We start from the raw sequence: 25,008 nt of genomic DNA, 5'->3' as shown, positions 1-25,008 counted from the left end.
CGGAAGCGTGCCGGCCCCCGCGGGTCGGCACGCCCAGGTCCCGGGGCCGGGCGGTCGTCTCAACACCCGCTTGCGCCCCGGGGCCGCATCGATCACCTTCGGACCTCCCGCCCGCGTATTCGGCGGATCCTGTGAGGATCTCGAGCGAAGGACCGAGGTCTCCGTGCATCTCCTGATCGTCGATGACCACCCGCTGTTCCGCGACGCCCTGGCGGCCACGATCCGCCTCGCGCACCCGGACGCGGTGCTGCACGAGGCCGACGGGATCGAGGCGGCCTGCGCGGTGCTCGCCGCGAACCGCGGCATCGACCTGACGCTCCTCGACCTGTCCATGCGCGGCGTCACCGGCTTCGACGGGCTGATCACCATCCGGGCGAGCTTCCCGCGCATCCCGATCCTGATCGTCTCCGGCCACGAGGATCCGCGCATCGTCCGCGAGGCCCTGCAGCACGGGGCGGCGGGCTTCGTCCCCAAGGCCATGGACAAGGCGACGCTCACCCGGGCGATCACCGAGGTGATGAGCGGGGCGCTGTTTCTGCCGCCCGGGCTCGCCGAGGCCGGTGCGCCCGCGCCCCGGTCCAAGAAGGCGCCACTGGCCGAGCGCCTCGCCCGGCTGACGCCGCAGCAATTGCGGGTCCTGATGATGATCCGTCAGGGCAAGCTCAACAAGCAGATCGCCCACGAGCTCCAGGTCGGCGACTCGACCGTGAAGGCGCACGTCTCGGAGATCCTGCGCAAGCTCGAGGTCATCAGCCGCACGCAGATCGTGATCGACACGGCGTCCCTCGACTTCGACCAGATCCACAACAGCCACTCGGCCTGACGACGCGATCGCGGGATCCGGCCTGCGGCTCGGGGATCGCCGCGACGGCGGCTGCGCGTCCGCACCCGCCCCGTGCAGCGACCGGATTATATGCGCCCGCCGCAGAACAAACCCAAGTTATGGGTCGACTCATTCTTCTGGCGCAGCCCTGATCCCCTCGCGGCATCCCTCAATCGAGATCGATATGAGGCTATCTATCGGCGTGCGAGCCGATTGATCCGGTGACCTCGCCGGCTCCTCGCGACGGTGGATCAGGTTGTGACCGGCATCGATGGTCCGACGACGCGCGGGCGACATCAGCAGATCGACACCCACGCCCTCCTGACCACCGGCCGCCACCGGCGCCGCGCCACCGTCGGGGCCGCGCCCGAGCCGGAGCCGGTGCCGTGACCCTCCCCGCATGGCGCGACTGGGCCTTCGCGCTGAAGACCTACGCGGCGGCGATGCTCGCCCTGTACCTCGCGCTCTGGATCGACCTGCCGCGGCCCTACTGGGCCCTCGGCACCGTCTACATCACCAGCCAGGTCCTCTCCGGCGCGACGCGCGCGAAGGCCGCGTACCGGGTCTGCGGCACCGTGCTCGGCGCGGCGGTCAGCGTCGTGCTGGTGCCGAACCTCGTGAACGCGCCGATCCTGCTGAGCCTCGCGGTGGCGCTGTGGGTCGCGCTCTGCCTCTACGTCTCCCTCCTCGACCGAACCCCCGCGAGCTACCTGCCGATGCTCGCCGGCTACACGGCGGCGCTGATCGGTTTCCCCGCCGTCGACGATCCCGGGGCGATCTTCGACACGGCGGTGGCGCGGGCCGAGGAGATCTCCCTCGGCATCGTCTGCGCCAGCCTCGCCGCCACGCTGATCCTGCCGCAATCGGCGGCCCCGCTCATCGTCGGACGGCTGAACGACTGGTCGGCGGAGGCCCGGGCCTGGATCCGGAGCGCCCTCGCGGCCGCCCGCGCGCCGGAGGCCGTTGGGCCGAGCCAGGGCCGGCGCCTGCGCCTCGCCTCGGACGCGATCGGCCTCGACGCCCTCGGCCTCGCCCTGCGCAACGAGGCGACGGGCGCGGAGCGCGCCGCCGAGGCCTTCGCGCCCCTCCGTCAGCACATGCTGATGGTCCTGCCGATCGTCGCCGCCGTGGCGGACCGCGTCGCCGCCCTCGAGCAAGCCGGCGCTGTTCCGGCGCGGGTCCGGGCCTTCCTGTCGGACCTCATCGACTGGCTCGCCGACGAGGTCGACGATCCGGATCGCGCCGCGCGGCTGCGCGACCGGATCGACGGGTTCGAGCCCGCCCTCGGCCGAGCGCCGGACTGGAACACGCTCCTCCTCGCGAGCCTCGCGGCGCGCCTGCGCGACGTCATCGACCTGCGCCAGGATCTGCGGGTACTGCGCGGCCACCTCGCGGTCGGCACCGCGCCCCGCGCGCCGCTCGCCTTCGCCTACACGGCCCGCGTCCGGTCGATCCGCCACCGGGACCACGGGCTGGCCGCGTTCTCGGCCTTCGGGGTGTTCGCGGGCCTGCTCGCCTGTTGCACCATCTGGATCGCCACCGGCTGGCCGGACGGCTCCGCGGCGCCGATGATGGGCGCGGTCGCCTGCTGCCTGTTCGCCGCGCAGGACGATCCCGCGCCGCAGATCCTGAGCTTCGCCAACTCGGCGATCGTCGGCGCCCTCGGCGCGGGCCTCTACCTGTTCGCCGTGCTGCCGCTCGCCACCTCCTTCGAGATGCTGGCGCTCGCGCTCGCACCGGCCCTGATCCTGTGCGGCCTGATGATGACGCAGCCGCGCACCGCCCCGATGGGCATGGGCGCGGCGCTGAACGGCGCGACCCTGCTGGCCCTCCAGAACGGTTACAGCGGGGACTTCGCGCCCTTCGCCAACGGGGTGATCGCCTCGGTGGTGGGCATGTGGATCGCCGCCGCGGTGACCCGGGTGATCCGCTCGGTCGGCGCCGGCTGGAGCGCGCGGCGGCTGATCGGGATCAACCGGCGCAGCCTCGCGGCCGCCGCGGACGGGCGCGGCACCGGCCACGGGCTCGAACTCGCGGCCCTCATGCTCGACCGCGTCGGCCTGATCGCGCCGCGGCTGGCGAGCCTGCCCGCGGACACGTCCGCCTCCGTGGGCGACCTGCTGGCCGATGTCCGGGTGGGCATCAACCTCGTGGAGGTTCGCCGGGTGCGCCGGCGGCTGACGGGCCCGGCCCGCAACACCGTCGACCGGGTCCTCGCGCTGGCGGCGCGCCAGCTGCGCGGCCGGACCGACCGGCCGGACGCGGCGCTGCTCGCGGCGCTGGACGAGGCGCTCGACGCCGTCGCGGGCGCGGCCCCGTCGCCGGAGCGGCGCGCCGCCCTGATCGGCCTCACCGGCCTGCGCCGCGGGCTCTTCGCCGACGCGGCGGCCTACCGGGCGGCGCCCGCCCTGGACCACCGGGAGATGGCGGCATGATGGGCGAGATCGACCTCTGCGGCGTGTTCGTGCCGGGCCTCGCCCTCTGGATGGCGCTGGCCTTCGCCCTCGGCCTGCCGCTGCGCCGCCTGCTCGCGGCGACCGGCCTCTACCGCCTCGTCTGGCACCGGCCGCTCTTCGACCTCGCCCTCTACGTCGTCCTGCTCGGCGGCGTGGTGACCCTCGCCCACCGGACCCTGCCATGACCGCCCTGTTCTCCGCCCTCGGCCGCCTCCTGGTCACCCTCGGCATGGTCGCCGCGGCGCTGATCGTCGGCCTCGGCCTGTGGGACTACTACATGGACGCCCCCTGGACCCGGGACGGGCGCGTGCGCGCCGACGTGGTGGCGGTGGCCCCCGACGTCTCCGGCCTCGTCACCGAGGTGCTGGTGGAGGACAATCAGGTCGTGCGGAAGGGCGACGTCCTGTTCCGGATCGATCCGGACCGGTTCCGCCTGGGGCTGCGGCAGGCGGAGGCGATGGTGGAGGGCCGCAAGGCGACCGCCGAGCAGGAGGCGGCCGACTACGCCCGCTACAGCAGGCTCTCCGACGCGGCGGTGTCGCAGCAGCGGGTCGAGGCCGCCAAGGCGGCCGACCTGTCGGCGCGGGCCGCCTACGAGCAGGGCTTGGCGGATCGCGACCTCGCCAAGCTCAACCTGGAACGCTCGGCGGTGCGCGCCCCGGTCAACGGCCGGATCACCAACATGGAGCTGCGGCCGGGCGCCTACGTCACCACCGGACGTGGCGTGATGGCGCTGATCGACAGCGACACCGTCCGGGTCGAGGGCTACTTCGAGGAGACGAAGCTGCCGCGGATCCGCGTCGGCGCGCCCGTGACCGTCGAGCTCATGGGCGAGGACGGGGCGCTCCGCGGCCACGTCGCCAGCATCGCCGGCGGCATCGGCGAGACCGGCCGCAGCGACGCCTCCAACCTGCTCGCGAACGTGAACCCGACCTTCTCGTGGGTGCGCCTCGCCCAGCGCATCCCGGTGCGGATCAGCCTCGACGGCGGCACGGCGGATCCGCGGCTGGTGAGCGGCCGGACCGCGACGGTCTCGATCGCGCCGGCGGCCGGCGGGGAACCCCTGCGCTGGCCCTGGACGGCGTGGCGCGAGGCGCTCGCCCGCTGAAGGCGCGACCGAACCATCCGGGCGCGCCCGGGTTGGCCTCACACCACAGCCCAACGACCTGTCAGGAGGCCCCATGTCGAAGACGATCCTCGCCCTCGCCACGTCATTCGTACTCGCCACGTCCGGGGCGGCGCTGGCCCAGGCGCCGCAGACCGGCGGCGCCAACCAGGGCAACGTCAACAAGTCCGGCGCGGTCGGCGGCACCGGGACCGGGACCGGCTCGATGGAGAGCACCGGGTCCACCGGCGCCGGCATGGCGCCCGGCACCAGCGGCGGCCCGCGGGTCAGCACGCCCGGCGCCCCCGCCGGCAGCAGCTCGGGCAACGGCGCCACCGGCAGCGGCGCTGCGCCCAGCGGGAAGTAGGCCCCGCCGGTTCTCCCTCCCACCTGCGCGGGGGGAGGGAGAACCCGTCAGGTCCCGATCCGGACCGGCGTGTGCCCCGGCCCTACGCGCCGAGCCCGCCCACGCACAGGTACTTGGTGTTCAGGTAATCCTCGATGCCCTGGTACGAGCCCTCTCGGCCGAGGCCGGATTCCTTCACGCCGCCGAAGGGCGCCACCTCGGTGGTGATGATCCCCTCGTTGATCCCGACCATGCCGTATTCCAGCGCCTCCGCGACTCGGAAGGTCCGGCCGAGGTCGCGGGTGTAGAAGTAGCAGGCGAGCCCGTACTCGGTGTCGTTGGCCATGCGGATCGCCTCCGCCTCGTCGCGAAAGCGGAACAGCGGCGCCAGCGGCCCGAAGGTCTCTTCCCGGGCCACCGCCATGGCGGGGGTGGCGCCGGTGATCACCGTCGGCTCGAAGAACTGGCCGCCCAGCGCGTGGCGGTGGCCGCCCGCCACCACCCGGCCGCCCTTCTCCACGGCGTCGCGGATATGGGCCTCGGTCTTCTCCACGGCCGCCATGTCGATCAGCGGCCCCTGGGCGACGCCGTCCTCGACGCCGTTGCCGACCTTCAGGCGGTTGGCCGCCTCGGCCATCTTCTCCGCGAAGGCGTCGTAGATCCCGTCCTGCACCAGGAACCGGTTGGTGCAGATGCAGGTCTGGCCGGAATTGCGGTACTTGGCGAGCATCGCGCCGGCCACCGCCTTGTCGAGGTCGGCGTCGTCGAACACGATGAAGGGCGCGTTGCCGCCGAGCTCCATCGAGACCTTCTTCACCGTGTGGGCGGCCTGCTCCAGCAGCACCTTGCCGACCTCGGTGGAGCCGGTGAACGTGATCTTCTTGACGAGCGGGTTGCCGGTCATCTCGGCGCCGATGGCGCGGGCCGAGCCGGTGAGGATCGAGACCGTGCCGGCCGGGAAGCCGGCGCGCTCGCACAGGACGCCCCAGGCGAGGCCGGAGAGCGGGGTCTGCGAGGCGGGCTTGATCACGATCGGGCAGCCGGCGGCCAGAGCCGGGGCGATCTTGCGGGCGATCATCGAGGACGGGAAGTTCCACGGCGTGATCGCCGCCACGACGCCGACCGGCTCCTTGGTGACGAGAATCTTGCGGTCGCCCCAGGGGGAGGGGACCACGTCGCCGTAGACGCGGCGCGCCTCTTCCGCGAACCACAGCACGTAGGCGGCCGACATGGCGACCTCGCCGCGGGACTCGGTCAGCGACTTGCCCTGCTCGGCGGTGAGGATCTGCGCCAGATCCTCCTGATGCTCGGTCACGAGCGCCGCGAGCTTGCGCAGCAGCACGGCGCGCTCGTTGGCGGTCTTGGCGCGCCACGCCGGGTAGGCCTCGTGCGCCGCCTTGATCGCCTGCCGGGTCTCGTCGGCGCCGGCATTCGGCACCTTGGCGATCAGCGCGCCGGTCGCCGGGTTGGTGACGTCGATGCTGCCGGAACCGGCCTTCGACCATGCGCCGCCGATCAGGCAGGCATCGACCAGCAGGGCGCGGTCCTTCAGGGAGGGGGTCTCGAACTCAGGCATCCAACGGTTCCTTCGGCGGCCGCGGCATGTCGGGCTGGGACATGCCGGACCGCGGCTTGAGAGGCACGCTCTGGGCCGTATTCCTCGCCTGCGCCTCGGCTTTTGTCTCGAAGACATGGGGAGCCAGGTCGCGGCTCGCCAACGAGGCGCCGAGTTTCAATCGCAAGAACGCGCTCGTGGTATACCGGGACGCGGTCTCGTAATAGCGGTTTTCGAGATAGGCGATCGCCGAGAAGTAGGCGTCGCTCACCGTCGGGTCGATCTCGAACCCGTCGTAATTGGCGATCAGGTGGACCTTCCTGCCGATCTCCTGGCAGGCGCGCTCGTATTCGCGGCGCACCAGCTCGACGTCGTCGATGGTCCGGACCTGGAAGCCCTCGAGGTTCGAGAACAGGATGTTGCGCTCCGGGTCGTAGCTGATCCGCTCCGACAGCGAGAGGCCCAGCAGCCAGGGCTCCAGCGCCATCACGGACTCGCGGAACAGGCGCGGATCCATCGGCTGCGGATCCTGCACGATTGGGGTGAAGCCCATCTGGCCGAGGATGTCGCGCGCGATGTCGATGCCCGGCGCGACCTCGACCAGCTCCATGCCGGCCCGCGTCCGGCGGAACACGCAGCGCTCGGTCACGTAGAGCACCGGCTGGCCGCGCTCGGCCGCGTAGGCCCCCGAGAAGGTCACCTGCTCGACCGCGGCGATGAATTTCCGCGAGCGGCCCTCGCTGAGGATCCGGATACCGCCGTCCTCCACCGCCACCTTGAGGCCGTCGGCCGTGAACGTGCCGGCGAAGACGAGGCTCTTGGCGTTCTGCGAGATGTTGATGAACCCGCCCGCGCCCGCGAGCTTCTTGCCGAACCGGCTGACGTTGACGTTGCCCTCGGCGTCGCACTGGGCGAGGCCCAGGCAGGCGAGATCGAGGCCGCCGCCGTCGTAGAAGTCGAACTGCTGGTTCTGGTGCAGCACCGCGGCCGGGTTGAGGGCGGCGCCGAAATCCAGCCCACCCTGCGGCAGGCCGCCGATCACGCCGGGCTCGGCGGTCAGCGTCAGGTATTTCAGCACCCGCTCCTCGGCGGCGACCGCCGCGACGCCCTCGGGCATGCCGATACCGAGATTGACCACGCCGCCCGGCGGGAGCTCGAAGGCGCAGCGCCGGGCGATGACCTTGCGGGTGTCGAGCGGCATCGGGGCGATCCGGTCGAGCGGCACGCGCTGGCGGCCCGTGAAGGCGTGGTTGTAGGGCGTGCCGTAGGTCTGGCGGTGGTTCTCGGGCGTGCTGAGCACCACGCAATCGACCAGCACGCCGGGCACCTGCACCTCGCGCGGGTTGAGAGAGCCGGCCTCGGCGAGCCGCTCGACCTGGGCGATGACGAAGCCACCCGAGTTCTTCGCCGCCATGGCGGCGGCGAGGTTGTCGAGGGTGAGCGCCTCGCGCTCCATGGTAATGTTGCCGGCGGGGTCGGCCGTGGTGCCGCGGATCAGCGCGACGTTGACCGGGAAGGCCTTGTAGTGGAGCCAGGCCTCGCCGCCGAGCTCGACCACGCTGACGAGGTCTTCCTGCGTCACGGCGTTGAGCTTGCCGCCCTCCAGACGGGGGTCGACGAAGGTGCGTAACCCCACTTTGGTGATGTGGCCCGGCGTGTGGGCGGCGATCTCGCGGTAGAGGTGCGAGACCACGCCGAGCGGCAGGTTGTAGGCCTCGATCTCGCCCGCCACCGCCATGGCGCCGAGCTTCGGCACGAGCGCCCAGTGGCCGCCGACGACGCGGCGGACGAGGCCCGGGATCGCGAGCTTGTTGAGGCCGCGCTCCTTGCCGTCGCCGGGGGCGGCGGCGAACATCAGGCCGATCCCGTGCGGGCCGTTGCCGGATTCGAAGCGGCGGGCGAGCGCCAGGATCAGCTCGTCGGGCGTGCCGATCCCGACGAAGCCCGAGACCGCCACCATGTCGCCGTCCTGCAGGATGGCGGCGGCCTCGTCGGCGCTGACGATCTTGTTCTTCAGGCTGCCCATGCGGCACTCCCCCGAGCCTGCACGTTATCCCCGCTTGCCGAGCCAGTCGGCGATGCCGGAGCCCAGCAGCTTCTGTGCCTTGCCGCCGACGAAGACGCCGACATGGCCGCCGGGCAGACCCATCTCGGTGTAGTCGGTGGTGCCGATCTTATCCTTCAGCGCCTGCGAGGTGGCCGGCGGGATGATGTGGTCGTCCTGGGCGAAGACGTTCAGCACCGGGCAGGTGATGGCCTTCAGGTCCACCCGCCGGCCGCCGAGCTCGAAGGCGCTCTCGACCAGCTTGTTGTCCTGGTAGAGGTCCTTCAGCCACTGCTTGGCGGCCTCGCCGGGATGGTCCGGACGGTCGGCGATCCACTTCTCCATCCGGAGGAAGTTCAGGAACTTTTTCTTGTCGTCGAGGGCGTCGAGCAGGTCGAGGTTGTACTTCGTCATGGTGCGCATCGGCGTCATCATCGAGAACACCGAGCCCATGAAGGCGCCGGGCAGCGACCCCTGCGCCTCGATCAGCCGGTCGACATCCTCGGGCGTGAGCGAGCGGGTCCAGACGTTGATGAAGCCGTGGCCGGCCCGGTTCTCCCGCGTGTCGGCGTGGAAGTCGATCGGCGTGATCGTCAGCACCATCGCGTTGACGGTCTCGGGGTAGAGCGCCGCGTAGCAGGTGGTGAAGACGCCGCCCTCGCAGATGCCGAGCAGGCTCACTCGCTCGCGCCCGGCCGCCTCCTGGATGAAGGCGACGCACTCGGCGAGGTAGCCGTCCACGTAATCGTCGATGGTGACGTAGCGGTCGGCCCGGCCCGGATTGCCCCAGTCGACCACGTAGAGGTCGAGGCCGAGATTCAGGAGATTGCGGACGAGCGAGCGGTCCTCCTGCAGGTCGGCCATCGTGTAGCGGCCGATCAGGCCGTAGACGATGAGCACCGGCGGCAGGCCCGCGCTCTCGGCGAGCGGCCGGTAGCGGTAGAGGCTGACCTTGTCCTGGCTCCAGACCAGGTCCTTCGGCGTGGTGGCGATCTCGACATCGGCGTCGCTGACATCGGCGAACAGCCTGGCGCCCTCGCTGATGCGGCGGCCGAGGGTGCCGACCTCGGCCAGCAACGCGGCCGGGGTGAGATTCAGCGGGGCGGCCGGCCCCTTCGGCTTCTCCTGATCAGCCATGGGCGTCCTCCCCGACCCGTGAACCGCCGGCTCTCGCGGTCTTGCCGGCCTGCCGGCGCTCGCGGCGGAGCGCCCGGACTTCCCGGCGCAGCTCGGTCAGGCTCTTGTGGACGTCGTCGAGCTCGGCCCGGGTCGGCTGGCCGTAGAACTCGGACAGGAAGGCCGCGACGTCCTGCTGGGCGAGCCGGAGGTCGGTGGAGGCCCGCAGGACCGCCCGCTGCGAGCCCAGGAACGCGTCGGAGCGCTGGACCTCCAGGAGGACCGCGTTGGCGGTCTCGATCCACCGGCTCATCATGTCCCGGGCGGAGGCGAAGCTCTCGCCGTTTTCGGCGCGGGCATTGGCCTCCTTCGCGAAGGTCCCGGCCGCCCGCGTCCAGGCCTGAAGCATCACGGCCTGATGCTCGCTCTGCGCCCGCCGCAGGCTCGCCCAGGCGGTGAACAGCGCCGCGTAGCGCCGCTCGGTCTGCCAAAGGTCGGCGAGCTGCGGCCCCTCGGCCATGCGGGTGAGGGCGGCGTCGAACTCGGCCGAGCCGCCGAGCCAGGCCTGCGGATCGAAGATCCGGGCGAGCACCGCCCCGGCGGTCGGGTCCGGCGCGCCGGGGCCGCCCTGGAGCGAGCGCGTCAGCGTCTGCGAGAGGGCGCTGGCGGCGGTCCAGGCCTCGGTCAGCTTGGCCTGCGCCGCGGCGAGATCCGCGAGGTCGCCGCCCGGGAAGGCCGGCCAGCCGAACCCGGGCGCGGACTGCCCGGCGCCCGGGGTGAAGAAGCCCGCGCCGGCCCGCGTCCAGAACTCGCTCATCGCCCGGAACGCGTCGAACTGGTCCATGCTGGCGTTTCTCCTCACAGCCTCAGGGCTGAAGTCTTCGAACCCGCCGTCTTTGCGAGCGAAGCGAAGCAATCCAGCAGCGCCATGCTCAACGACGGCGCGCCGCCCTGGGTCGCTTCGCTGCGCTCGCGATGACGGTGTGGGCTGGACTGATCGGGCGACAGCTCCAGCATCACCGCCGTCGTCATGCTCACGCCGCCGGCCGCGCCTCTCCCAGCGCCTCGGCGTAGATCGCGAAGACGTCGTCGTAGGTGACCTCGCGCGGGTTGTTCACGAGGAGCCGCGTCTGCTTCATCGCGTCGGTGGCCATGCGCTCCAGGTCCTGCCGGGCGACGCCGACCTCGGCCAGCGAGGCCGGAACCTTGCAGTCGCGGCAGATCGCGTCGAGACTCTCCACGAAGCGCTTGGCGGCCTCGGGCCGCGGCAGGTCGGCGGCCGCGGGGTCGAGGATCGGAGCGAGCTCGGCGTAGAGCGCCTCCGCGTGCGAGAGGTTGAAGCGCATCACCCCCATCAGCACCAGAGCGTTCGAGAGCCCGTGCGGCACGTGGAAGATCGCGCCGACCGGGTAGGCGAGGGCGTGCACCGCCGCCACCGGCGCGTTGGCGAAGGCCATGCCGGCCAGCATCGAGCCGAGCAGCATGCCGGAGCGCGCCTCGAGGTTCTTCCCGTCCGTGCAGGCGGTCCGGATGTTGGCCGAGAGCAGCGCCAGGGCCTGCTTGGCGAGCTGGTCGGAGATCGGGTTCTTCTTGTTCTTGCTGGTGAAGGCCTCGATGGCGTGGACCATGGCGTCGATGCCGGTCGCCGCGGTGACGTGCGACGGCAGGCCGAGCGTCAGCTCCGGGTCGAGCACCGCCCAGTCGGGCAGGAGCTTCGGCGCGACGACGCCCTTCTTCTCGGTGGTCGGCGTCGTGACGATCGAGATCGGCGTCACCTCCGAGCCGGTGCCGGCCGTGGTCGGCACCAGGATCAGCGGCAGGCGGTCGCCCTTGGCGAGGCCGACGCCGTAGATCGCGTCGAGCGGCTCGTCGGACTTGGCGAGGTAGGCCACGAGCTTGGCGGTATCGAGCGCCGAGCCGCCGCCGATCGACAGGACGAGGTCGGTCCCGAGCTCGCGGGCGCGCTTGGCCGCCGCCTCGATCACCGTCGAGGGCGGGTCGGCGACTACGTCCTCGTAGACGTCGAGGGTGACGCCCGCGGCGGCCAGGGCCGCCTCGGCGGCCTGGGTGAGGCCGGCGCCGCGCACGCCCTTGTCGGTGACGAGGAGGACGCGCTTGGCCCCGAAGCTGCCGACGATCTCGGGCAGCTTCTTCGCGGCGCCGGCCTCGAACAGCACGTTCGGCGTGGTCTGGAAGGTGAACGGGTTCATCGCGCTGCCCTGTCTTGCGTGCCGACCATCTGCGAAACCGGCCTCACTCGGCCGGCTCGAAATCCTTCACCTTGGCGCGCAGCTCGTCGACCAGCACGCGGGTGTTCTCCGAGTAGTCGATCGGCACCGCCACGAGGTGCACCCCGCCCGCCGCGAAGGCCCGGTCCAGCGTCGGCACGAGGTCGTTGACCGACTCGACCCGGTGGCCGGTCGCACCGTACGACTTGGCGTAGAGGACGAAGTCCGGGTTGCTGAAGGTCATGCCGTAATCGGCGAACTTGTCGACCGCCTGCTTCCAGCGGATCATCCCGTAGGCCGAGTCGTCGAGCACCAGCACCACGAGGTTGAGCTTCAGCCGGACGGCGGTCTCCATCTCCTGGCTGTTCATCATGAACCCGCCGTCGCCGCAGACGGCCATCACGCGCCGCTTCGGGTAGAGCATCGCCGCCATCATGGCCGAGGGCAGGCCCGCGCCCATCGTGGCCAGCGCGTTGTCGAGGAGCAGCGTGTTGGCGACGTAGGTGCGGTAGTTCCGGGCGAACCAGATCTTGTACATGCCGTTGTCGAGGCACACGATCCCGTCCTCCGGGATCACCCGGCGCACGTCGCGCACGAGGCGCTGCGGCGTCACCGGGAAGCGGTCCTCGCCGGCCCGATCGGCGATGTGGCCGAGGATGTGCTCGCGCAGGTGCAGCAGCGCGCCCGCGTTCGGAAGCTTGCCGTCGAGCTTGTCGGCCAGGAGCTTCAGCGTCGGCCCGAGGTCGCCGACCACCTCGGCATCCGGATAGTACACCTGCTCGACGTTGGCCGGCATGTAGCCGATGTGGACGACCTTCTGGTCGGCCTGGCCCATGAAGAAGGGCGGCTTCTCGATCGTGTCGTGGCCGATGGCGATGATCAGGTCGGCCTTGTCGATCGCCTCGTGGACGTAGTCGCGCTCCGAGAGCGCCGCGGTGCCCATGTAGAGGTCGGTCCCGCCCGCCACCGTGCCCTTGCCCATCTGGGTGGTGAAGAACGGGATGCCGGTGCGCTGCACGAAGCCGCCGAGCTCGCCGGTGGCGCGGGGGCGGCTCGCGGCGGCGCCCAGCATGATCAGCGGGCGCTTGGCCTTCAGGATCATGTCCGCGGCGCGCGCGATCGCGGTCGGGTGCGCGACCGGGATGTCGATCGGGTGCGAGGGGACGAGGTCGGCCTCGGCCTCCTCGGAGGCGATGTCCTCGGGCAGCTCCAGCAGCACCGGGCCGGGCCGCTCCTCGGTGGCGACCCGGAAGGCGTCGCGCACGATGGTGGGGATCGAGGAGGCCGAGACGATCTGCCGGGCCATCTTGGTGATCGGCTTCATCGACGAGATCACGTCGACGATCTGGAACTTGGCCTGGCGCGAGGACAGGATGCCCTTCTGGCCGGTGATGATGATCATCGGCATGGCGCCGAGATGGGCGTAGGCCGCGCCGGTGGAGAAGTTCAGGGCGCCCGGGCCGAGCGTCGAGAGGCAGACGCCGGGGCGGCCGGTGAGTCGGCCGTGGGTGGCGGCCATGAAGCTCGCCGCCTGCTCGTGGCGGGTCAGGACCAGCTCGATCTTGGAGTTGCGCAGAGATTCGACGACGTCGAGGTTCTCCTCCCCGGGAATCCCGAAGATGCGGTCGACGCCCTCGTTCTCGAGGGCCGCGACGAGGAGATCTGAACCTTTGGGCATGCGACGTCTCGCTGATGTAACGGTGTTCCCCGGCCGTCCGGGTCGATTCCGGCACTGTGATCGCGAGGCCGTGAACGACACGAGACGGAGGAACACCCCCCGAATACTCGGTTCGTTAGAGGCCCCCCCTGTAGGGTGGTCAAGGGCCGTCCGGGCCCGTGACGTCACAGAGCCGGCCGGATGCTAACGTGCGGTCCGCCGCCCCGGCTTCGGGCCGGTCGAGCGCACCGGCGGGGCCGACCCGGCTGCCGCGATGGAACAGCGATGGATCGCATCGAGAGCGACAAGACCGTGCCGCCGGGGGACCGGGAGGCGGATGCCCCGGCCGTGGACTCGGTGCTGGCACCGGTCGCCGATTTCCCGCGGATCGACCTCCGCGCGGGCGTCGAGGCCTGGGACAAGCGGCGCAAGGCCGGCAAGCGGCTGCGCGCCGAGGTGCCCCACGCGGGCCAGGCCGCGCTGGCTTCCGATCCCGACCGGCCCGACCCGGTCGCCCTGATCGAGGCCGCCCACGCGGGCCGCCAGCCGCACCTGATCCCACTGCGGGTCGCCCGGATGGCGAGCTCGCCCTTCGCGTTCCTGCGCGGGGCCGCGCACGTCATGGCCTGGGACCTGTCGCGCGGGCCGCGCAGCGGCATCGACGTCGTGATGAACGGCGACGCGCACACCGACAATTTCGGCCTGTTCGGCACGCCGCAGCGCGACATCGTCCTCGACCTCAACGATTTCGACGAGGTCACGATCGGCCCGTGGGAGTGGGACCTCAAGCGCCTCGCGGCCGGGCTGGCGGTCGCCACCGACGACGCGGGCCTGCCGGCGGGCGAGCGGCGGGCGGCCGTCATGGAGGCGGTCTCCGGCTACCAGCACACGATGCGGCGCCTCGCGCCGCAGGGCTCCCTCGACGTCTGGTACCAGACGACCCGCGCCGACGGCCCGCACATCGCCGGGCTCCAAATGAACGCGGAGGCCCGGGCGGTGGTCCGCCGGGCGGTCGACAAGGCGCGGCGTCGCAACAACCGCAGCCTGCTCGCCCAGGTGGCCGAGCGGCGCACCGACGGCACCTGGCAATTGCAGACCGACGCGCCGATCCTGACGCCCGTGGACGCGGCGACCCGCGAGGGCGTCGTCACCGGCCTGGAGCGCTACGCCGAGACCCTGCCGCGGGAGCGGCGCTTCATGCTCGATCGCTACCACGTGGTCGACGTCGCCCACCGCGTCGTCGGCGTCGGCAGCGTCGGGACCCGGGCCTATCTCGCCCTGCTGTTCGGCAATTCCGACGCCGACGCGCTCTTCCTGCAGGTCAAGGAGGCGGTCCGACCGGCGCACGCGCCGTACCTGCCGGGCGTGCCGGCGCCGTTCTCCGGGCACGAGGGCGAGCGGGTGATCTACGGCCAGCGCCTGCTCCAGGCGGTGGGCGACCCGCTGCTCGGCTGGACCAGCATCGCGGGCCGGCCGTTCTACGTGCGCCAGATGAAGAACCTGAAGGGCGCGATCCCGCTGGCGCGGATGTCCGGCGCGCCGCTCCTGACCTTCTCGTACGCCTACGGGACGCTGCTGGCGCGCGCCCACGCGCGGACCGGGGACGCGGCGGCGATCGCCGGCTACTGCGGCAGCGGCAAGCACCACGACCTGAGCGGGGCGATCGCCGACTGGGCCGCGGCCTACGCGGAGCGCAATGCGGCCGACTTCGCCCTGTTCCGCGCGGCGATCGCGCGCGGCCGCCTGGAGGCCGCAGCGGATCCGTGCCTGTGACGGTGCGGTCTGCTCGCGGCCGGTCGATGCCGTCCGCACGTCCGTCCTCGCGAGCGGAGCGAAGCGATCCAGATCGCGCGACGCCGGCCAGCCTCGTGCTGTCCTGGGTCACTTCGCTCCGCTCGTGAGGACGGCACGGAATGCGTCGACCGTCGCGTCAAGCGGAAAGCGTATCAGATGATGCCCGGCGCCGGCGGCTCGTGGGCCAGCCGGACCAGGAGGTCCCGCAGCCAGCGGTGGGCCGGGTCGTGGTCGTAGGAGGCGTGCCACAGCATCGACACGGGCACGTCGTCGAGGGGCACCGGCACGGGGCTGACGCTCAGCGCCAGGGCGCTGGCGAAGGAGGTCGCGAGCCGGGCGTGCATCGTGGCGATCACCGGCGCCGCGCGGACCATGAACGGGACCACGAGGAAGCGCGGGGTCGTCACCGCCAGGGTGCGCGAGCGCCCGATCAGCGCGAGGGCGTCGTCGACGACCCCGTGGGCGGTCTCGCGCAGGGACGTCAGCACGTGGGGGAAGCGCAGGTAATCGTCGAGCCCAATCGGCGGCTCCAGGCCGATCAGGGCGGCGTTGAACAGCACCACGTAGCTGTCCCGGTAGAGGAGGCGCTGCTTGTGGTGGAGCTGCCCCTCCGAGAACAGGCCGATGGCGAGGTCGACCCGGTCGGCGTCGAGCTCGTCGAGGATCCGGGTCCGGTCGACCGAGCGCAGCAGCAGCCGGATGCCGGGCGCGTCCCGCCGGAGCTGCGCGATCAGCCGCGGCCCGAGCAGCGCCTCGACGCTGTCGGGCAGGCTCACCGTGAAGGTGCGCGCGACGGTGGCCGGATCGAACCGCTCCTCCCGGTGCACCAGCGCCTGCACCTGCCGGAGGGTGGCGCGCAGCGGCTCGGCGATCTTCAGGGCGCGGGGCGTCGGCCGCATCCCGTCCGGCGCCCGGGTCAGGAGCTCGTCGTCGAACAGGCGGCGCAGGCGGGCGAGGCTCGAGCTCATCGCCGACTGGCCGATCCCGACCCGCGCGGCGGCCCGCGTGACGCTGCGCTCGTCGAGCAGCGCGTCGAGGGCGACCAGCAGGTTCAGGTCGATCCGGCTGAGATCGATATGGTCGATGGCCACGGGCGTCGCGTTCGGTGGAGGGTCGGAGTGCCGACATAGCAGATGCGACGGCTTGCCCGTCATCCCGAAGTCGCGCCGCGGCGTCCCGGAGTGACGGCAGGGCTCGGCCCATGTGACGGTGCCCGCGGCCGATGGTTTCTCGGCACCGACGTCCTTGCGAGCGGAGCGAAGCAATCCAGCAGCGCGACCTTGCCGATGTTGCGCCGCCCTGGGTCGCTTCGCTACGCTCGCGATGACGGAGAAGCGTCGTCGACCGCAGCGCGCGGCTCAGTTTGCCTTGACAATGTTCCTATTTTGTGCTTCCTGACCGCACCTGTCCGCGGCGGCCCGGGAGCGATCCCGGGGCGTCCTTCGGGGGCCCGCCCGGTGGCTGACCGTGCGGGTCCGGGGACGGGGCGGCGCCCGCGTCGGTGGCTCTCAGCCGCCATCGCCCCGGGCGACGGACCGGTGCGGGGCGTGCCTCGGATGCGGGCGTGAGACCGGGCGGCACTGTGCCCGGCGGGGTGAGGAAATGCCCCCGCGCCGACCCGCCTCTGGGCCGACCCTGAGCGACCTGCGGACCTGCCCACTACGAGGCGGGGAACGGCTGGAAGGCCACGGCGCCGATGCGGGTTCCGGAGGTGCGGGCACGGCGTGCACGCACCTCGACAGAGACCGCTAACGGGGAGTCGCAGGACCGGGACGTCGGAGACGCCGCGACGAGACAGACGGCACCGGCCGGGGACCATGCCCGGCCGATGCCGCGGGGCGCCGCGGGGATCGGATCCCGCGCGTACTTGGCCGACACCTGGGTTCCCGCGGCGTCCCGCGTCCCTCGTGCTCGCCTCCCAGGCCATGCCCCCGGGGCCACGCGCGCGCGGGGACGATCACGCGTGTCCGGTGCCGGCACCTCGGGACGAGCCGGGGAGAGCGATGGTTCGCGCCCCGCCGGTCCTCAGGCCGGCAGCGGCTCGCGCGGCTCGGTGTGGTCGAACAGCCGGGGCGGCGCGATCGCGTCCCGGGCGCCCATCCGGGCGACGAGATGATCGGCGACCCGCAGGGCGTTGGCGATGATCGTCAGCGTCGGGTTCACGGCGCCGATCGACGGGAAGAAGCTGGCATCGGTCACGTAGAGGTTGTCCAGCTCGTGCGCCTTGCAGTTCGGGTCGAGCACCGACGTCCTCGGATCCGTGCCGAACCGCAGGGTCCCCGCCTGGTGGGCCGTCCCGCCGATCGGGACGTTCTTTCCGAGGTAGAGCGAGCGGTCGAACAGGTGCGGGTGGATGTCGGTGAAGCTGCAGATCTCGCGCAGCTTGTGCCGGAGCCGCTTGTGCGCCTCGACGTTGGTCTCGGTGAGGTCGAGATGGACCTTGCCGTCCCTGTAGAAGATCCGGTTCTGCGGCAGCGGCACGTCCTCGGAGGTCAGCCAGAAGTCGACGGAGTGCTTGGCGATCCAGTCGAAGGGCTTGTCGGGGAACCATTGCAGGAAGCCCGGCAGGCCCTCGCCGTGGATCTGGACGCCGTCCGACTTGCCGACCATCTGGATGTGGCCGAGCGGGAAGTCCCAGCCGTCCTTCGGGTCCGGATCGCCGAAGTAGAAGTCGTTGAGGCCGAGCGTCTTCTGGAACCGGGTCGGGTTCGGGACCTTCGAGATCGCCAGCACCGTCGAGTTGTTGTGGCGCATGTAGTTGCGCCCGACCTGATCCGACCCGTTGGCGAGGCCGTTCGGGTGGCGGTCGCTGGCCGAGCGCAGCAGCAGCAGCGCCGAGGAGAGGGCGCCGCAGGCCACCACCACGATGTCGGCCGAGGCCTCGAACGGCGCGCCGTCGCGGTTCCCGACGACGCCCGTGACGGTGCGGCCGGAGGCGTCGGTGACGAGGCGCTCGATGTAGGTGCGGGTGAGCAGCGTCAGGTTCGGGCAGTCGCGCAGGGCGGGGTCGACCACCATGGTCTGCGCGTCCGACTTGCCGTTGGTGGGGCAGGGGAAGCCGTCGAACGATTCGCACTTGATGCAGGGCGAGGTCGGCACCGCGCGGCCGTCCTTCTCCACCAGCCGCACGCCCACCGGCAGGTGGAACGGGTGGTGGCCCGCCCGCTTCAGGTTGTCGAACAGCTCCTGGATCCGCGGCTCGTGCGCCACCGGCGGATGGGCGTAGGGCTTGGTCGACCAGGGCTCGGTCGGGTCCTCGCCGCGCAGGCCGTGAACGTGGAACAGCTCCTCGGCCGCCTGGTAGTACGGCTCGAAGACGTCGTACCCGACCGGCCAGGCCGGCGCGACGCCGTCCTGGTGGCGGATCTCGGCGAAGTCCCTCTCGCGGAGGCGGAAGAGGATCGAGCCGTAGAATTTCGAGTTCCCGCCGACGTAGTAGTGCAGGCCGGGGTGGAAGCTCTTGCCGTCGGACGAGTACCACGTCTCCTTGGCCTGGTAGTAGCCGTCGACGATCACCGCCTGACTGTCCCAGTTCCGCGGCTCGCGCAGCAGGTAGTCGCCGCGCTCGATCAGCAGGATGCGCTTGCCGGTCTGGGCGAGGCGCCACGCCATCGTGCCGCCGCCGGGACCGGACCCGACAATGATGACGTCGTAGTGCTCACCGGGCATGTACCGTCTCCGTCCGGACCTGCGTCCTGGCAGGCAACTCGCGAGCCGCTTCTCGGATCACCGCACGGTACCGTTGATCCCGCGCCGCGTCGCGGACTCCGCCGCGGATTCCGCCGCGGACTCCGCGAAGTCCGCAACCGGCGGTTAAGGGCCTTTCCCAACGCCGCCTTCAGCTTCGGCTGCGATCCTGCGGCGGACCGGCCCGATGCCGGGGAGGCCGGAATGATCGACACGCTGGCGCCTGTCCTGGCGCTCCTGACCGCGGCCGCACTGGCCTTCGCCCTCTGGCGCCGGCTCGGAACGCGGCGCGCCGAGCGCGAGGCCGAGCGGCTGCAGGACCGCCTCTGGCGGATCAGCGAGAGCGAGGACCGCTACCGCGCCCTGGTGGCCGCCACCACCGAGATCATCGTCCAGCGGGATGCCCGCGGGCGCATCACCTACGCCAACGAGGATTTCGCCCGCCTCCTCGGCCGCGAGCCGATCGCGCTGATCGGCTCCCAGGACGATCTCGAGATCCTCGACCGGAACGCCGTGGAGATCGGGCCGGACGGGGTCCGCCGCCTGGAGGCGCAGGTCCGGACGGCGGACGGGCGGGCGCGCTGGTTCGCCTTCGTGGAGATGCCGGTGGCGCACGGGGACGCGACGCACTGGCTGCGCGCGGGCCGGGACGTGACCGCGCGGGTCGAGGCGATCCGCAGCCGCGACGCGGCCCTGGAGCGCGCCGAGGCGGCGAGCGTCGCCAAATCCCGCTTCCTGGCGACCGTGAGCCACGAGATGCGGACGCCGCTCAACGGCATCCTGGGCATGGCCGATCTCGTGCTCGGGACCGCGCTGAACCCCGAGCAGCGCACCTACGTGGAGGCGGTGCGCACCAGCGGTCAGGCGCTGCTCGGCCTGATCGACGGGGTCCTCGACTTCTCGCGGATCGAGGCCGGGCGCCTGGACCTCGCGGCCGAGCCCTTCGACCTGCCGGCCCTCTCCGAGGGGATCGTCGAGCTGCTGGCGCCCCGCGCCCAGGACAAGGGCATCGAGATCGCCCTCGACGTGGCCGAGGACTTCCCGGCCGCGATCCTGGGCGACGCCGACCGGGTGCGGCAGATCCTGATCAACCTCGCCGGCAACGCCATCAAGTTCACCGAGCGCGGCGGCGTCGGCGTCAGCCTGAGATTTGCGCGGGCCGGGACCGGCGGCGAGGTCGTGCTCGCCGTGGCGGATACCGGCCCGGGGATCCCGGAGGAGCGGCTGCCGATCCTGTTCGAGGAGTTCGAGCAGGGCGACGGCAGCGCGAGCCGCAGCCACGAGGGCACGGGGCTGGGCCTCGCCATCACGCGGCGGCTCGTGACCCGCATGGGCGGGCGGATCGAGGCGGATTCGCGCCTCGGCCGGGGCTCGACCTTCCGGGTCCTGCTGCCGCTCGCCGAGGTCGCGGCGGCCGAGGATAGCGGGCGCGCGCCGCTGCCTACGCTCGCCCCGCGGCGCTGTCTGATCGTCGCCGACTCGCCGTTCCAGGCCCCGTACCTCGCCCGCAGCCTGTCCCGGGCCGGGGCCGCCACCGTGATCGTCGACAGCCTGGAATCGGGCCTGGACGCCCTGTCGGGCGCGGCCTTCGACGCGGTGCTGGCCGACCGGGCACTGGGCGACGCGGCGGTGCGCCAGATCGCCGACGCGGCCCGCGCCTGCGGGGTCCGCACCAGCCTCGTGCTCCTCTCGCCGTTCGACCGGCGCGGCTTCGGGTCCCCCGGCGCGGCGGGCTTCGACGGCTACCTGATCAAGCCGGTCCGGCCGCGCTCCCTGTTCGAGCGCCTGCTCGCGTCGACGCGCCCGGTCGAGGCCGCGGCCGCGCCGGCGGCGGAGCCGGCGCGCGTCGGCTCCAGCCTGCGGATCCTGCTGGCCGAGGACAACCCGATCAACGCCCTGCTGGCGACCCGGGCCCTGGAGCGCCTCGGCGCCACGGTGATCCACGCCGTCGACGGCCTCGAGGCCCTCGCGCGGCTGGAGACGGACGGCCCCTTCGACCTCGCGCTGATCGACGTGCGGATGCCCCGCCTCGACGGGCACGAGACCGCCCGGCGGATCCGCGCCGCCGAAGCGGGCGGCGCGGACCGCCTCCACCTCGTCGCGCTGACCGCGAATGCCGGCCGGGAGGACGAGGTCGCCGCCCGGGCGGCCGGCTTCGACGGGTTCCTGGCCAAGCCGCTGAATCTGAAGCTGCTCCCGCCGCTGCTGGAGCGCCGATCCGCGCGGGCCGCCTGAGCGCGCGTTGACAGGCGGGCGGGTCCCGCGCCAACAGGAGGCCCATGTCGACCGTCAGCCCTCCGTCGCCCGCACCGCGCTCGTCGAGCGGCGCGCTTGCCGCCTGGGGCATCGCGGTCCTCGTGATCGCCACCGTGCTCATCGGCGCCCTGGCGCCGGCGCGGCACGCGTCGCCGGCGGTGTCGGCGGCCGACGATCCGGCCTGCCTCGAGTGGACCGACGGCTGCAAGGTCTGCCGCCGCCTGGCGGAGGGACCGGCCTGCTCGCTGCCCGGGATCGCCTGCCAGCCCGGCGCGCCGCAGTGCCTGCACCGCCGGGACGGGTGATCTGCCGGACCGGTCCGTGACCGACGCGGCGCCGGTGCTGCGCTTCGCGCCGAGCCCGAACGGGCGGCTGCACCTCGGCCACGCCTACTCGGCGCTGCTCAACGCGGACCTCGCGGCCCGGATGGGGGGCGTCTGCCGCCTGCGGATCGAGGACATCGATCCCGCGCGCTCGAAGCCGGACTTCGTCGACGGGATCGTCACCGACCTCGCCTGGCTCGGGCTGACCTATCCCGAACCGGTGCGGCGCCAGTCCCGGCACATGGCGGCCTACCGGGTCGCCCTCGACGGGCTGATCGCGAGCGGGCTCGCCTATCCGTGCTTCTGCTCACGCGGCCAGATCCGGGCGCGCGTCGCCTCCGGCGGCGACGGCCCCCGCGATCCGGACGGCGTGCCGCTCTATCCCGGCACCTGCCGCCACCTGGACCGGGCGGCGGCCGCGGACCGGATCGCCCGCGGCGACCCGCATACCTGGCGGCTCGACATGGCGGCCGCCCTGCGCCGCGCCGGCCCGACCCACGGCTACGTCGCCTTCGAAGCGGCCGGCGCGCACCGGGTCGCGGCGGATCCGGCACGCTGGGGGGACGCGGTGATCGCCCGGCGCGACGTGCCGACGAGCTACCACCTCGCCGTAGTCCACGACGACGCGGCGGAGGGGATCACCCACGTGGTGCGGGGCCGCGACCTCGAGGCGGCCACCGACCTGCACGTGCTCCTGCAGGCCCTGCTCGGCCTGCCGGTCCCGCGCTACCGCCACCACGCGCTGCTGCTCGATACCGGAGGCGAGAAGCTGGCCAAGTCGCGCGGCTCGCGATCCCTCGCCGATCTCCGGCAGGCCGGCGCCACGCCCGAGGCTGTCCGCGCCCGGCTCGGCTTCGCCTGAACGGCAGCGCGCGCTCTCAGCGGACCGCCGCGTCGCGCTGGGCGAGGGCGGTCGCGCTCTTCGACTTCTGCATGGTGGCGTCGATCTGCTCGCGCTGGCGCTTGAAGTCGGCGAGCAGGCGCCCGTCGAGTTCCCGGCCGCGGGGGACGCGGATCTTCATCGGGTCGACGAAGTGGCCGTTGATGATCACCTCGTAGTGGAGGTGCGCGCCGGTCGACAGGCCGGTCGAGCCGACATAGCCGACGATCTGGCCCTGCCGGACCTTGACGCCCTCGCGGATGCCGCGGCCGAACCGCGACATGTGGTTGTAGGTCGTCACGTAGCCGTTGACGTGCTGCAGCTCGACCCGGTTGCCGTAGCCCGAGGTCATCTCCGCGCGGATCACCACGCCGTTGCCGGCCGCCATGATCGGCGTGCCGATCGGGTTCGACCAGTCGACGCCCGTATGCAGCTTGGCGTAGCCCAGCACCGGGTGGCGGCGGTAACCGAAGCCTGAGCGCATGATCCCGTCGGCGATGGGCTTGCGCAGCAGGAACTTCTTCAGCGACCGGCCCTGCTCGTCGAGGTAGTCGATCGTGCCGTCGTCCGGCGACTGGAAGCGGTAGACCTTGCGGGTCTCTCCGCCGAGCGTCAGCGCCGCGTAGAGCAGGTCCGGACGATCGGCGCTGGCCTCGTCGTCGGTGCTGTAGAAGACGTCGAGCCCGTCACCGCTGCCGATGCGGCGCTGGAAGTCGAGGTCGTAGCTGAAGACGCGGACGATGTCCTCGACCGTGGCCCGCGGCAGGTCGTGGCGCGCGGCCGTCTCGTAGAGGCTCTGGTACAGGCGCGGCCCGGAGCCGGAATCCTCGTCCTCGTCCTCGCCGGCCTCCGCCTGAGGCTGTCCCTTGGGGGAGGGGGCCTCCTCGGCGGGGGGCGCCACCGACACGAAGGCGCCGCGGTCGTTCAGGGCCGCGATGCCCTCGATGCCGTTCTCGCCGTACAGCACCACGCGTGTGACCTGGCGGGGATCGCCGGGACGGGGCCCGGGGGCGACCTGGACGCGCATCGGTTGCCCCTCGTTGAGGGCAGCGGTGCGGGTCTTGCCCCCGAGCGCGGCGACGATGCCGCGAACGGCATCGTCGCTCGCGAGGCCGGTGGCCTTGAGCGTGGTCTCCAGTGTCTCGCCGCGCTTCAGCGCGAGATCGCGCTCCTCCACGAGCGGCGCCTCGTTGGCCTTCAGCTCGACCTTGGCGACCTTCGTGACGTTCTCCGGGACGACCAGCACCTCGATGGACTTGAACGGGTTCGCGTCCTTCGGCACCGCGCCGTCGCCGTCGCCGGCCGCGCCCTGCTGGAGCGTCCGCGACAGCATGATCTGCGGGGCGATCGGGATGGCGGCGCGGCGCCCTGCCTCGGCGGCGATGCGGCGCTCCTCCTCGACCTGCGCGGTGACGTCGTCGTCGCTGAGGGCCGGCGCGTTGGCGTCGACGGCAGCGTCGGCGAGTTCGCGCTTGACCACGGTGACCTCGGCGCTGGGGGCGTCGGCGGACGCATCGGGCGCGCGCTCCAGTGGCTCGTCGGAGACGAACTTCATGGGGTCGAAGCGGGGTGGCTCGGCGGCGTAGACGCCCGTCGTCATCGACAGGGGCGTCGTCAGCCGCACGAAGGCCTTGGCCTTGATGATCTCGCGGTCGCCGAGGCGGACCGTGACCGGCGCCTTGAAGCTCTGCTTGGCCGAGGCGATCATGAGGTTGCGCACCAGCCGGTCGCCCTTGCGGGCGATGTTGGCGCCGCTCTCGCTCGGCTGGGGGCGGGGCATGATCGCCGCCTTCTCGGGAATGGCCGCGAAGGAGACGTCGCCCTGGAGGGACACGTGGAGCGCCGCAGCGATCAGACCGGCGCCGGTCAGGCCGGTGAGACTGCTGGCGCAGAGCCAGCGGAGGTTGACGGCGCGTCGGTCGATCTGCGTCGCGGTCGCGCCGAGATGGTCGAGAGGCTCGTGCACCCCGCGTGCCGGGGGGAGGGCGGCCACGTCGCCGATCTTGAGTCGCTCGCGCTTCACTCGAAGGCCCTGAGAAGACGATGGCGAACGGGCGTTCCCGCGGGATCCGCGGCGCTGAGGCCGGGCTCGACCATACCGGAGGCGACATCCGCGCCCGGCAATCTCATCTCACGACCCAGCGTGTCGAGATTGAGGCGTGCTGCTCCCGAGCGCCAGCCCCGGCGCGGGAAAGACCGCGATCATCCACCGCCAGGCTTACGGGTGGTTCGCCGCGCCGGCCGGCAAAAAGGGTGTTGACGGCCCGGATTGGCGGCTCTATACCCCGGCTCATCGGCGCCGGCCGCGGAAGTGGACCGGGCGCTGAGCCATCTTCTGACAAGCGGCGGGACTGGCCGGCGGGATTGCCGGGCGGTCTTCTGTTTGCCTCTGATGAGCCTCAGGCGACTGAGGCGCTCTTTGACAAGTTGGAATGAGGAAGGGAGACGCGGGCGGCGTTTGTCCTTGCGGCTGGGTCTTGGGATCTGGCGTGAGTAGACTTGTGCCGATCTGTTGTTCTTCTTTCTGAGCTCACCGACGGGTGTTCTGGCGCTGTGAAGCGTCTGGCACTTGGTCGATGTGAGGCTCCGTCTGAGAATACACGTGATCGGCCAGATCAATCTCTTCAACGTGAGAGTTTGATCCTGGCTCAGAGCGAACGCTGGCGGCAGGCTTAACACATGCAAGTCGAGCGGGCCCTTCGGGGTCAGCGGCGGACGGGTGAGTAACGCGTGGGAAC

At 72.0% G+C, this 25,008-nt stretch carries 20 protein-coding genes and 1 rRNA gene; 11 read left to right on the top strand and 10 right to left on the bottom strand.

What is annotated here, in order from left to right; genetic code table 11:
* The first annotated feature begins 163 nt into the window (after window positions 1-163).
* The 6 genes from BM419_RS19430 to BM419_RS19405 all read left to right on the top strand — a co-directional run bounded on the left by BM419_RS19430 (window position 164) and on the right by BM419_RS19405 (window position 4,751).
* A complete protein-coding gene (locus tag BM419_RS19430; protein ID WP_020095062.1) occupies window positions 164-823 on the top strand; it encodes a response regulator in 660 nt (219 codons plus the stop codon).
* 258 nt (window positions 824-1,081) lie between these two features.
* Window positions 1,082-1,213 carry a hypothetical protein gene (locus BM419_RS33250; RefSeq protein ID WP_020095063.1) on the top strand — a complete coding sequence of 44 codons (132 nt, stop codon included), beginning with the start codon at window positions 1,082-1,084 and terminating at the stop codon, window positions 1,211-1,213.
* On the top strand, window positions 1,210-3,258 hold the full coding sequence (locus BM419_RS19420; RefSeq protein ID WP_020095064.1) for an FUSC family protein: 2,049 nt from the start codon (window positions 1,210-1,212) through the stop codon (window positions 3,256-3,258). The genes BM419_RS33250 and BM419_RS19420 overlap by 4 nt, the downstream gene beginning before the upstream one ends.
* Window positions 3,255-3,464: a DUF1656 domain-containing protein gene (locus BM419_RS19415; protein ID WP_026605231.1), complete on the top strand. Its 210-nt coding sequence runs from the start codon at window positions 3,255-3,257 to the stop codon at window positions 3,462-3,464. Before BM419_RS19420 ends, BM419_RS19415 begins: the two co-directional genes overlap by 4 nt.
* Window positions 3,461-4,387 carry an efflux RND transporter periplasmic adaptor subunit gene (locus BM419_RS19410; RefSeq protein ID WP_020095066.1) on the top strand — a complete coding sequence of 309 codons (927 nt, stop codon included), beginning with the start codon at window positions 3,461-3,463 and terminating at the stop codon, window positions 4,385-4,387. The genes BM419_RS19415 and BM419_RS19410 overlap by 4 nt, the downstream gene beginning before the upstream one ends.
* 73 nt (window positions 4,388-4,460) lie before the next feature.
* Complete coding sequence (locus tag BM419_RS19405) at window positions 4,461-4,751, top strand: hypothetical protein (protein ID WP_020095067.1); 291 nt, start codon at window positions 4,461-4,463, stop codon at window positions 4,749-4,751.
* A gap of 82 nt (window positions 4,752-4,833) precedes the next feature.
* On the opposite strand, the gene BM419_RS19400 is transcribed toward BM419_RS19405, so the two are convergent.
* The 7 genes from BM419_RS19400 to BM419_RS19375 are packed head-to-tail and all read right to left on the bottom strand — an operon-like array spanning window position 4,834 to window position 13,351.
* Complete coding sequence (locus BM419_RS19400) at window positions 4,834-6,306, bottom strand: NAD-dependent succinate-semialdehyde dehydrogenase (RefSeq protein WP_020095068.1); 1,473 nt, start codon at window positions 6,304-6,306, stop codon at window positions 4,834-4,836.
* Window positions 6,299-8,311 (bottom strand): acyl CoA:acetate/3-ketoacid CoA transferase, encoded by a 2,013-nt coding sequence (locus BM419_RS19395; protein ID WP_020095069.1) that lies wholly within the window; start codon window positions 8,309-8,311, stop codon window positions 6,299-6,301. Before BM419_RS19395 ends, BM419_RS19400 begins: the two co-directional genes overlap by 8 nt.
* A 24-nt stretch (window positions 8,312-8,335) precedes the next feature.
* Window positions 8,336-9,466 carry a class III poly(R)-hydroxyalkanoic acid synthase subunit PhaC gene (phaC, locus tag BM419_RS19390; RefSeq protein ID WP_020095070.1) on the bottom strand — a complete coding sequence of 377 codons (1,131 nt, stop codon included), beginning with the start codon at window positions 9,464-9,466 and terminating at the stop codon, window positions 8,336-8,338.
* Window positions 9,459-10,289: a poly(R)-hydroxyalkanoic acid synthase subunit PhaE gene (locus tag BM419_RS19385; protein WP_091927406.1), complete on the bottom strand. Its 831-nt coding sequence runs from the start codon at window positions 10,287-10,289 to the stop codon at window positions 9,459-9,461. The genes phaC and BM419_RS19385 overlap by 8 nt, the downstream gene beginning before the upstream one ends.
* 14 nt (window positions 10,290-10,303) lie before the next feature.
* On the bottom strand, window positions 10,304-10,483 hold the full coding sequence (locus BM419_RS31950; RefSeq protein WP_139257078.1) for a hypothetical protein: 180 nt from the start codon (window positions 10,481-10,483) through the stop codon (window positions 10,304-10,306).
* Window positions 10,480-11,655 carry an iron-containing alcohol dehydrogenase gene (locus BM419_RS19380; RefSeq protein WP_091927405.1) on the bottom strand — a complete coding sequence of 392 codons (1,176 nt, stop codon included), beginning with the start codon at window positions 11,653-11,655 and terminating at the stop codon, window positions 10,480-10,482. The genes BM419_RS31950 and BM419_RS19380 overlap by 4 nt, the downstream gene beginning before the upstream one ends.
* Window positions 11,656-11,698: 43 nt before the next feature.
* Complete coding sequence (locus BM419_RS19375; protein ID WP_020095074.1) at window positions 11,699-13,351, bottom strand: acetolactate synthase large subunit; 1,653 nt, start codon at window positions 13,349-13,351, stop codon at window positions 11,699-11,701.
* Between the two features lie 264 nt (window positions 13,352-13,615).
* Here BM419_RS19375 and BM419_RS19370 point away from each other — a divergent pair, with 264 nt between their 5' ends.
* Window positions 13,616-15,103 (top strand): DUF2252 domain-containing protein, encoded by a 1,488-nt coding sequence (locus BM419_RS19370; protein WP_091927404.1) that lies wholly within the window; start codon window positions 13,616-13,618, stop codon window positions 15,101-15,103.
* A gap of 173 nt (window positions 15,104-15,276) precedes the next feature.
* Here BM419_RS19370 and BM419_RS19365 read toward each other — a convergent pair whose 3' ends face one another.
* Together BM419_RS19365 and BM419_RS19355 are read right to left on the bottom strand one after the other, a co-directional pair.
* Window positions 15,277-16,215, bottom strand: a complete 939-nt coding sequence (locus BM419_RS19365) for a LysR family transcriptional regulator (RefSeq protein ID WP_056527693.1) — start codon at window positions 16,213-16,215, stop codon at window positions 15,277-15,279.
* A gap of 934 nt (window positions 16,216-17,149) precedes the next feature.
* Complete coding sequence (locus BM419_RS19355; protein ID WP_091927403.1) at window positions 17,150-18,793, bottom strand: GMC oxidoreductase; 1,644 nt, start codon at window positions 18,791-18,793, stop codon at window positions 17,150-17,152.
* 222 nt (window positions 18,794-19,015) lie between these two features.
* Between BM419_RS19355 and BM419_RS19350 the strand changes: the two genes are divergently transcribed.
* The 3 genes from BM419_RS19350 to gluQRS are packed head-to-tail and all read left to right on the top strand — an operon-like array spanning window position 19,016 to window position 22,252.
* Window positions 19,016-21,046: an ATP-binding protein gene (locus BM419_RS19350; RefSeq protein ID WP_091927402.1), complete on the top strand. Its 2,031-nt coding sequence runs from the start codon at window positions 19,016-19,018 to the stop codon at window positions 21,044-21,046.
* A gap of 44 nt (window positions 21,047-21,090) precedes the next feature.
* Window positions 21,091-21,372, top strand: coding sequence for a hypothetical protein (locus BM419_RS19345; RefSeq protein ID WP_020095079.1), 282 nt, complete (start codon window positions 21,091-21,093; stop codon window positions 21,370-21,372).
* Window positions 21,373-21,388: 16 nt separating this feature from the next.
* A complete protein-coding gene (gluQRS, locus tag BM419_RS19340) occupies window positions 21,389-22,252 on the top strand; it encodes a tRNA glutamyl-Q(34) synthetase GluQRS (protein WP_091927401.1) in 864 nt (287 codons plus the stop codon).
* 16 nt (window positions 22,253-22,268) lie between these two features.
* On the opposite strand, the gene BM419_RS19335 is transcribed toward gluQRS, so the two are convergent.
* Window positions 22,269-24,293 carry a M23 family metallopeptidase gene (locus BM419_RS19335; protein WP_091927400.1) on the bottom strand — a complete coding sequence of 675 codons (2,025 nt, stop codon included), beginning with the start codon at window positions 24,291-24,293 and terminating at the stop codon, window positions 22,269-22,271.
* A 602-nt stretch (window positions 24,294-24,895) separates the two neighbouring features.
* On the opposite strand from BM419_RS19335, the gene BM419_RS19330 reads away from it, so the two are divergent.
* Window positions 24,896-25,008 (top strand): 16S ribosomal RNA (locus tag BM419_RS19330); the annotation flags it as partial.

The organism is Methylobacterium sp. yr668 (genome assembly GCF_900116245.1).
In the GTDB taxonomy this organism is placed as follows: Bacteria; Pseudomonadota; Alphaproteobacteria; order Rhizobiales; family Beijerinckiaceae; genus Methylobacterium.
This window is presented reverse-complemented; position numbering and strand designations above follow the sequence as displayed.

What these genes read in the sequence shown, in the direction of transcription:
- BM419_RS19375 (WP_020095074.1), bottom strand. Translation starts at nt 13,351, where the DNA reads ATGCCCAAAGGTTCAGATCTCCTCGTCGCGGCCCTCGAGAACGAGGGC.
- BM419_RS19380 (WP_091927405.1), bottom strand. Translation starts at nt 11,655, where the DNA reads ATGAACCCGTTCACCTTCCAGACCACGCCGAACGTGCTGTTCGAGGCC.
- BM419_RS19400 (WP_020095068.1), bottom strand. Translation starts at nt 6,306, where the DNA reads ATGCCTGAGTTCGAGACCCCCTCCCTGAAGGACCGCGCCCTGCTGGTC.
- BM419_RS19350 (WP_091927402.1), top strand. Translation starts at nt 19,016, where the DNA reads ATGATCGACACGCTGGCGCCTGTCCTGGCGCTCCTGACCGCGGCCGCA.
- BM419_RS19345 (WP_020095079.1), top strand. Translation starts at nt 21,091, where the DNA reads ATGTCGACCGTCAGCCCTCCGTCGCCCGCACCGCGCTCGTCGAGCGGC.
- BM419_RS19410 (WP_020095066.1), top strand. Translation starts at nt 3,461, where the DNA reads ATGACCGCCCTGTTCTCCGCCCTCGGCCGCCTCCTGGTCACCCTCGGC.
- BM419_RS19370 (WP_091927404.1), top strand. Translation starts at nt 13,616, where the DNA reads ATGGATCGCATCGAGAGCGACAAGACCGTGCCGCCGGGGGACCGGGAG.
- BM419_RS19385 (WP_091927406.1), bottom strand. Translation starts at nt 10,289, where the DNA reads ATGGACCAGTTCGACGCGTTCCGGGCGATGAGCGAGTTCTGGACGCGG.
- BM419_RS19355 (WP_091927403.1), bottom strand. Translation starts at nt 18,793, where the DNA reads ATGCCCGGTGAGCACTACGACGTCATCATTGTCGGGTCCGGTCCCGGC.
- phaC (WP_020095070.1), bottom strand. Translation starts at nt 9,466, where the DNA reads ATGGCTGATCAGGAGAAGCCGAAGGGGCCGGCCGCCCCGCTGAATCTC.
- BM419_RS19395 (WP_020095069.1), bottom strand. Translation starts at nt 8,311, where the DNA reads ATGGGCAGCCTGAAGAACAAGATCGTCAGCGCCGACGAGGCCGCCGCC.
- BM419_RS19415 (WP_026605231.1), top strand. Translation starts at nt 3,255, where the DNA reads ATGATGGGCGAGATCGACCTCTGCGGCGTGTTCGTGCCGGGCCTCGCC.
- BM419_RS19405 (WP_020095067.1), top strand. Translation starts at nt 4,461, where the DNA reads ATGTCGAAGACGATCCTCGCCCTCGCCACGTCATTCGTACTCGCCACG.